Annotated in this window: 6 protein-coding genes and 1 pseudogene; 3 read left to right on the plus strand and 4 right to left on the minus strand. The window is 73.3% G+C overall.

Annotated features, from left to right (window positions below; genetic code table 11):
• The first annotated feature begins 210 nt into the window (after window positions 1-210).
• Entirely contained in the window at window positions 211-2,019 is a 1,809-nt protein-coding gene (gene pknB, locus EDJALFJO_RS18860; RefSeq protein ID WP_088287864.1) for a Stk1 family PASTA domain-containing Ser/Thr kinase, read from the plus strand.
• Window positions 2,020-2,089: 70 nt separating this feature from the next.
• Here the strand turns inward: pknB and EDJALFJO_RS18865 are convergent, their stop codons facing one another.
• Both EDJALFJO_RS18865 and EDJALFJO_RS18870 read right to left on the minus strand, forming a co-directional pair.
• Entirely contained in the window at window positions 2,090-2,728 is a 639-nt protein-coding gene (locus tag EDJALFJO_RS18865; protein ID WP_088287865.1) for an aminodeoxychorismate/anthranilate synthase component II, read from the minus strand.
• A gap of 64 nt (window positions 2,729-2,792) precedes the next feature.
• A complete protein-coding gene (locus tag EDJALFJO_RS18870) occupies window positions 2,793-3,692 on the minus strand; it encodes a DUF881 domain-containing protein (protein ID WP_088287866.1) in 900 nt (299 codons plus the stop codon).
• A 119-nt stretch (window positions 3,693-3,811) separates the two neighbouring features.
• Between EDJALFJO_RS18870 and EDJALFJO_RS18875 the strand changes: the two genes are divergently transcribed.
• Complete coding sequence (locus EDJALFJO_RS18875; protein ID WP_088287867.1) at window positions 3,812-4,060, plus strand: cell division protein CrgA; 249 nt, start codon at window positions 3,812-3,814, stop codon at window positions 4,058-4,060.
• A 277-nt stretch (window positions 4,061-4,337) separates the two neighbouring features.
• Here the strand turns inward: EDJALFJO_RS18875 and EDJALFJO_RS18880 are convergent, their stop codons facing one another.
• Window positions 4,338-5,249: a rhomboid family intramembrane serine protease gene (locus EDJALFJO_RS18880; RefSeq protein WP_088287868.1), complete on the minus strand. Its 912-nt coding sequence runs from the start codon at window positions 5,247-5,249 to the stop codon at window positions 4,338-4,340.
• Window positions 5,250-5,400: 151 nt separating this feature from the next.
• Window positions 5,401-5,949 carry a peptidylprolyl isomerase gene (locus EDJALFJO_RS18885; protein WP_233149940.1) on the minus strand — a complete coding sequence of 183 codons (549 nt, stop codon included), beginning with the start codon at window positions 5,947-5,949 and terminating at the stop codon, window positions 5,401-5,403.
• A gap of 242 nt (window positions 5,950-6,191) precedes the next feature.
• Between EDJALFJO_RS18885 and EDJALFJO_RS18890 the strand changes: the two are divergent.
• Window positions 6,192-6,660 (plus strand): annotated as a pseudogene (locus tag EDJALFJO_RS18890) (hypothetical protein); the annotation flags it as partial.

A 6,660-nucleotide genomic window follows, 5' to 3' on the forward strand; every position in this document is an offset into this window, starting at 1 on the left:
CCCCGACGACCACCCCGACCACCCCGACGACCACGGCCAGCGGCTCCGGCACGGGGACGGGTACGGCGACCGGAGGGGTGGGTGGCGCGGGCGGCGGCGTCGTCGACCCCCCGGGCCTGAACGGCGGGACCACCCCGTGACGACGACAGGGCCGGCCGGGGTTCCGGCGCAGGAGCAGACCGTGACCGACGCGAGACAGGGACAGAACCGGTGAACACCAGCCCCCGCGTACTGGGCAACCGTTACGAGGTCGGCGACCTGCTGGGCCGCGGCGGCATGGCCGAGGTCCACCTCGGCCGTGACACCCGCCTCGGCAGGACCGTCGCCATCAAGCTGCTGCGCACCGACCTCGCCCGGGACGCCACGTTCCAGGCCCGGTTCCGGCGCGAGGCGCAGTCGGCCGCGTCGCTGAACCACCCGGCGATCGTGTCGGTGTACGACACCGGCGAGGAGGTCGTCACCGAGTCCGGCGGCGGCGTCGTCCCGCTGCCGTACATCGTCATGGAGTACATCGAGGGCCGGACCCTGCGGGACATGCTCCGGGGCGGCCAGCCGCTCGAGGTCGGTCTGGCGATGGAGATCACCGCCGGCGTGCTCGCGGCGCTCGAGTACAGCCACAAGGCGGGCATCGTCCACCGGGACATCAAGCCGGCCAACGTCATGCTCACCCCGCGCGGCGACGTCAAGGTCATGGACTTCGGCATCGCCCGGGCCCTCGCCGACTCATCGGCGACGATGACCCAGACCCAGGCCGTCATCGGCACGGCGCAGTACCTGTCGCCCGAGCAGGCCCGCGGCGAGACGGTCGACGCCCGCAGCGACCTGTACTCGGCGGGCTGCCTGCTCTACGAGCTGCTCACCGCGCGGCCGCCGTTCGTCGCCGACTCCCCCGTCGCCGTGGCGTACCAGCACGTCCGCGAGCTGCCGCAGCCGCCGAGCGTCTACAACCCGGCGATCCCGGAGAACGTCGACCGGATCGTCCTGCACTCCCTCGAGAAGGACCGCGAGAGCCGCTACCAGAGCGCCGCGCTGTTCCGGGCGGACCTCGACAGCGCCCGCGCCGGGCGCCCGGTGCAGGCGTACGCCGGCGCCGGCAGCGCGGCCGCCGCTGCGGCCGCGACCGAGTTCATGCCGCAGGCCGGCACCCGTGCGATGACCTCCGTCGGCACCGCCCAGCCCGGCGGCGGGCTGCTCCCCGGTGCCCCCGGCGTGCTCCAGCCCGGCCTGCCGGTCAACGACCCGGACGGCCACTGGGACGACGACGAAGGCTCGGGCGGCGGCCGCAAGGCCGGGTACGCCCTGCTCTTCGTCGCCGTGCTCCTCGTCTTCGGCCTCATCGCGTTCTTCGTCGCGAAGTCGATCGGCAACGACACCCCGGATGTCGTCCAGATCCCGATGCCGGACGTCGTCAACGTCGCCCAGGCGGATGCCGAGAAGCAGGTCAAGGACGCCGGCCTGGTCCCGGTCGTCGTGACCGCCGCGAGCGACACGGTCGAGAAGGGCCTCGTCATCAAGACCACCCCGGCCGCCGGCGCCCAGGTCGACAAGGGCGCCTCGGTGACGCTGACGGTCTCGGCCGGCCCGGACGTCGTCCCGGTGCCCGACGTGGCCGGCTTCACCCAGTCCCGGGCCAGGGAGGCGATCGACGGAGCCGGGCTCAAGGTCGGCGACATCACCTTCGAGGACAGTCCGGACGTCAGCAAGGACGACGTCATCAGGAGCGACCCCGAGGCCGGCTTCAAGGCCGCCCCGGGCGACGTCGTCAACCTCGTCATCTCGACCGGCCAGGTCACGGTGCCGGACTTCACCGGCAAGAAGTTCTCCGAGGCGAAGAAGGCGCTCCAGGCGCTGGGGCTGTCGGTCGAGTCGTCGGAGGAGGCGTCCGACAAGCCGGTCGGCACCGTGATCTCGCAGACGCCGAAGGACACCAAGGTCGACCAGGGCTCGACCGTGACGATCGTCGTCGCCAAGGCCCAGCCGACCCCCACCCCGACGCCGACAGACACCGCGACGCCGTAACGGCGCCGCCCGGCAGCACGCAGAACGGCCCCCGGTCCTGCGACCGGGGGCCGTTCTGCGTCGGGCAGGCTCAGCGGCGCACGAGCGGCGCGAGCCCCTCCGAGCGGCCGACCGCGGCGTCGTCCCCGCACACCGCGAGCCAGTTCGCGAGCAGCCGGTGGCCGCCCTCGGTGAGCACGGACTCGGGGTGGAACTGGACGCCGTAGAGCGGCAGGTCGCGGTGCTGCAGGCCCATGACGACCCCGCTGTCGGTGCGCCCGGTGACCTCGAGAACGTCGGGCACGGTGTCGGCCACAACGGCGAGCGAGTGGTAGCGGGTGGCCGTGAACGGGCTCGGCAGCCCCTCGAGCACGCCGCGGCCCTCGTGGTGGACGAGGCTCACCTTGCCGTGCATGAGCTCGGGCGCGTGCGTCACGGTGCCGCCGAAGACCTCGCCGAGCGCCTGGTGGCCGAGGCACACCCCGAGCATCGGCTGCGCGGCGTCCGCGCAGTGCCGGACCATGTCGGGGCAGACCCCGGCCTCGGAGGGCGCACCCGGCCCGGGCGACAGGAGCACCCCGTCGAAGCCGGCGGCGTCGTCGACCGTCACGGCGTCGTTGCGCCGGACGTCGCACTCGGCGCCGAGCTGGGCGAGGTAGCCGACGATCGTCCAGACGAAGCTGTCGTAGTTGTCGACGACGAGGATCCGGGTGGGCGGGGTGCTCGGCATGCTCCGATCGTCCCACGGTGGGCGGGACGCCGTCCGCCCGGTTCTGCCGTCCGGCCGCCCGCCGTCAGCCGCCGGACGAGGTGCCGGACGCCGTCCCGCTGCCGGTCCCGGTGCCCGAGGACGTCGCCGCGCCCGACGCCGTCGCGGTCTCCGCGGGGAGCGGGGTGGCGAACCGCAGGTCCGCGTCGCCGTCGAAGGCGGGGAAGGTCTGGGCGCCGACCTGCTTCACGTCGTACCCGAGCTGCACGAGGTTGACGAACTGCTTGTAGACCGAGACCTCGGGCGAGGAGTCGAGCGCCGACTGCATCCGCGCGTAGTCGCCGATCGCCCGGATCCGGTACGGCGGGGAGTAGACCCGGCCCTGGAGGATCAGGGTGTTGCCGACGCAGCGCACGGCGCTCGTCGAGATGACGCGCTGGTCCATGAGCATCATCGCCTCGGCGCCGCCGCGCCAGAGCGCGTTGACGACGGCCTGGACGTCCTGCTGGTGGACGACGAGGTAGTCCGGCGGGATGTCCGCCGGGACCGGCAGCCCGCGCGGGGCGTCGTCGAGGGTGACCTCGAGCGTCGTGCCCCGGACCGGGGCGAACCCGCCCTGCGGGGCGAGGGCGTCGCCGGCGGCGATGACCGCCGCGAGCGTCGAGTCGGCCCGGGCGAACTGCGCGCCGGCCCGCTTGTTGGCGGCCTGCAGGGCGAGGAGCCGCTTGCGGGTCGCCTCGTTGTTCGCGTCCGCGCGCCGCAGCAGCGCGGCCTGGTCGGCGCGGTCGGTCCGCAGCGACGTACCCGCGGACGCCTGCGCGCTCAGCGCGAAGAGGCCGCCGGCGAGCAGCGCGGTGATGACGACACCGATCGTCCACGGGTTGAACCCGCGGCGGGCGACGTGGTTGCGGCGCCGCGGCGGGCGCGGGCGCTCGCCGGCGGGCTCCGCCGGTCGCCCGCCGTCCGGCCCGTCTGCCGCGTCCATCCGCCCCGCCCTGCCTCGTCCGACCGTTCTGGCCATTACGCTAGACGAGAGGTGCCGGTGCGGGAACGTCCGGCGCGGCGCGGCCCCGGCGGCCGAGACGACATCTGGAGGAACCGGACATGCCCGAGTCGAGGCTGCGGAAGAAGTCCGCGTTCACCCCGCCGACGCCCAAGTCGAGCGGGCCGAAGGTCAACGGGCGGTTCTTCGTCCCGACGATGGTCACCCTGCTCGTGCTCGGGCTCGTGTGGATCGTCGTCTTCTACATCACCGAGACGCGTTACCCGGTGCCGGACATCGGCTACTGGAACCTCGGCATCGGGTTCGGCATCCTGCTCACCGGCTTCGGGATGACGACCCGCTGGCGCTGACGCCCGGCGCCCCTCCGATCCGCCTGCACGCACGGCGTCCCCTCCTCCGGGAGGCGGGCGCCGTCGGCGTTTTGGCCGGCCGCGGAGTTACCCACACTGTGGAGAAACCCTGTGGAGAATCACAGGCGTGTAATTCCACACCTGTGAGCAAGCCTGTGGACAACCGGGCCGTCGGGCCCGTTCAAAGCACAGGGCGCGGACCCTGCGGGGTCCGCGCCCTTGTGGACGACGGGGACGACGGGGGACGACGAGAAGGACCCGCCAGGCCGGGGACGGCTCAGACGAGCAGCCCGGCGGGCACCGTCGCGGCCTTGACGAGCACGAGCGCGACGAGCAGCAGCAGGACGGCCGCGAAGGCGACCGGGTGCAGCACCTTCTGCCGCTCCCGGGGCGTGCTGACGAGCGCGAACGCGACGAGCGCGCCCGTGGCGAGCCCGCCGAGGTGCGCCTGCCACGCGATGCCCACGCCGAAGATGTTGATCCCGAGCAGCGGCAGGAACCCCAGGACGAGGTTGAGGACGACGATCGCGACGACGCCGCTGCTGTCCCGGCCGAGCCGGCGGTTGACGACGAACAGGGCGGCGAAGAGCCCGAACACCGCACCCGAGGCGCCCAGGGTCGACGTGTTCCACGAGGAGTCGAAGCCGCCCGGCCGCACCATGAGGAAGTAGCCGACGTTCCCGCCGATCGCGCTGAGCAGGTACAGGGCGGTGAACCGGAGCCGGCCGAGGATGTTCTCCAGGTACGGCCCGATCATCCACAGGATGTACATGTTGAAGGCGATGTGGAGCAGGAACGACGTCGAGTGCAGGAACCCGGCCGTGACGAACCGCCACGGCTCGCTGAGCGCGACGGGCGGCCAGAACGACAGGTTGTCGGTGACGAGGCCGCCAGTCACCCACTGCAGCACGAACAGGCCCGCACAGATCCCGATGATCGACTGGGTGACGATCGGGCGCTCCTGCCCGGCGCGGCCGCCGAGCACCGTCCGGGCGCCGCGGATGCTCTTCGCGCCCTCCTTCACGCAGTCGACGCACTGGATGCCCACGGCCGCCGGCCGCTGGCACTCCGGGCACACCGGTCGCTCGCAGCGCTGGCAGCGCACGTAGGCCTCGCGGCGGGGGTGCCGGGGGCACACCGGCACGGCGTCCTGGCCCGCCTGCGGGGCGTCGCCGGGGACTGCGCTCATCGTCGTCCTGCTCCGTCGGGTGAGGGGGCTGGTCTGTTGTCGACAGGCCGGTGTCCGGCCGAGGGGTACCACCGCTCAACGACGACGCGGCGGCATCCGTTCACCGGACGCCGCCGCGTCGTACGCGTCGAAGGTCGTGCAGGGGTGCTGGTCAGCCGCGCTCGATCGTCACCGAGTTGATGACGACGGGCTCGGTCGGCTTGTCCGACCGGTCGACCTGGGTGCTCGCGATCGCGTCGACGACGGCACGGCTCGCGCCGTCGGCCACCTCGCCGAAGATCGTGTGCTTGGTGTTGAGGTGCGGCGTCGGGCCCACGGTGACGAAGAACTGGGACCCGTTGGTGCCCTTGCCCATCCGCTTGCCGGCGTTCGCCATGGCGAGGATGTACGGCTTGCTGAACTGGAGCTCCGGGTGGATCTCGTCGTCGAAGTCGTAGCCCGGACCGCCGGTGCCGGTGCCGAGCGGGCAGCCGCCCTGGATCATGAAGCCGGCGATGACCCGGTGGAAGCCGAGGCCGTCGTAGAACTTGCTGTGCGTCGGCTGGCCCGTCTTCGGGTCGCGCCACTCGCGCGTGCCCTCCGCGAGCTCGACGAAGTTGGCCACGGTCTTGGGGGCGTGGTTCGGGAACAGGACCAGCTTGATGTCGCCCCGGTTCGTGTGGAGCGTCGCATGCAGGGTCGAGGGGAGCTGCTCGCTCACGTCTCGCGGCCTTTCGGTCGGCCCGGACGTCGGAGCCCGGGCGGGATTCGCGCCGTCGGGTGCGGCGACGGCGCCGTCTGATCGCCCGCCAGTCTGTCACGCCGTCCAGGGACCGGCAGCAGGGACCGGCAGCAGGGACCGGCGGCGGACCAGCGGCGGGACCAGCAGCACTGGCGACTTCGCCGCAGCGGGAGAGGATGGCAGGCAGACCGTCCGAGCGGACCGTCCGAGGGGAGCACACCGTGTTCAGCAAGAACCGCGTCGAGGCGTCGGCCCAGGCGGCCGACCTGCGCGACCGGCTGGTCCCGGTCGTCGAGCACGCCGTCCAGGTGGCACGCGAGCAGGCGGCGCATGCCGTCGAGCTCGGCTCCGCCCGGCTCGAGAAGGGGCTGCAGGCGGCCCAGCCGCGCGTCGAGGCCGCGGCCGACCGGGTCGCCCCCGCGGTGGACGCCGCCCGGGACCGGATCGTCGAGGACCTGCTCCCGCGGATCGTCGAGGCCGTCGGTGCCGCCGCGGCCGCCGGGCTCGCGGCCCGGGAGACCGCCGCAGCGAAGGCCGCGACCGCCGCCGAGCTCGCCGGTGACCGGGTGAGCGGCCGGGTCGAAGAGGCCGCCCTCGCGATCGCCCGGAGCACGCCGACCGCCCGCCGCCGGGCCGCCGCGCGCCGGACCAAGATCCTCGTCGTCGCGGCGGTCCGGCGGCGGGCGGTCG

The organism is Kineosporia sp. A_224 (assembly GCF_002198655.1).
In the GTDB taxonomy this organism is placed as follows: domain Bacteria; phylum Actinomycetota; class Actinomycetes; order Actinomycetales; family Kineosporiaceae; genus R-H-3.

Excerpts from the sequence above, each read along its gene's own strand:
- EDJALFJO_RS18880 (WP_088287868.1), bottom strand. The coding sequence starts at position 5,249 with ATGAGCGCAGTCCCCGGCGACGCCCCGCAGGCGGGCCAGGACGCCGTG.
- EDJALFJO_RS18870 (WP_088287866.1), bottom strand. The coding sequence starts at position 3,692 with ATGGACGCGGCAGACGGGCCGGACGGCGGGCGACCGGCGGAGCCCGCC.
- EDJALFJO_RS18875 (WP_088287867.1), top strand. The coding sequence starts at position 3,812 with ATGCCCGAGTCGAGGCTGCGGAAGAAGTCCGCGTTCACCCCGCCGACG.
- EDJALFJO_RS18865 (WP_088287865.1), bottom strand. The coding sequence starts at position 2,728 with ATGCCGAGCACCCCGCCCACCCGGATCCTCGTCGTCGACAACTACGAC.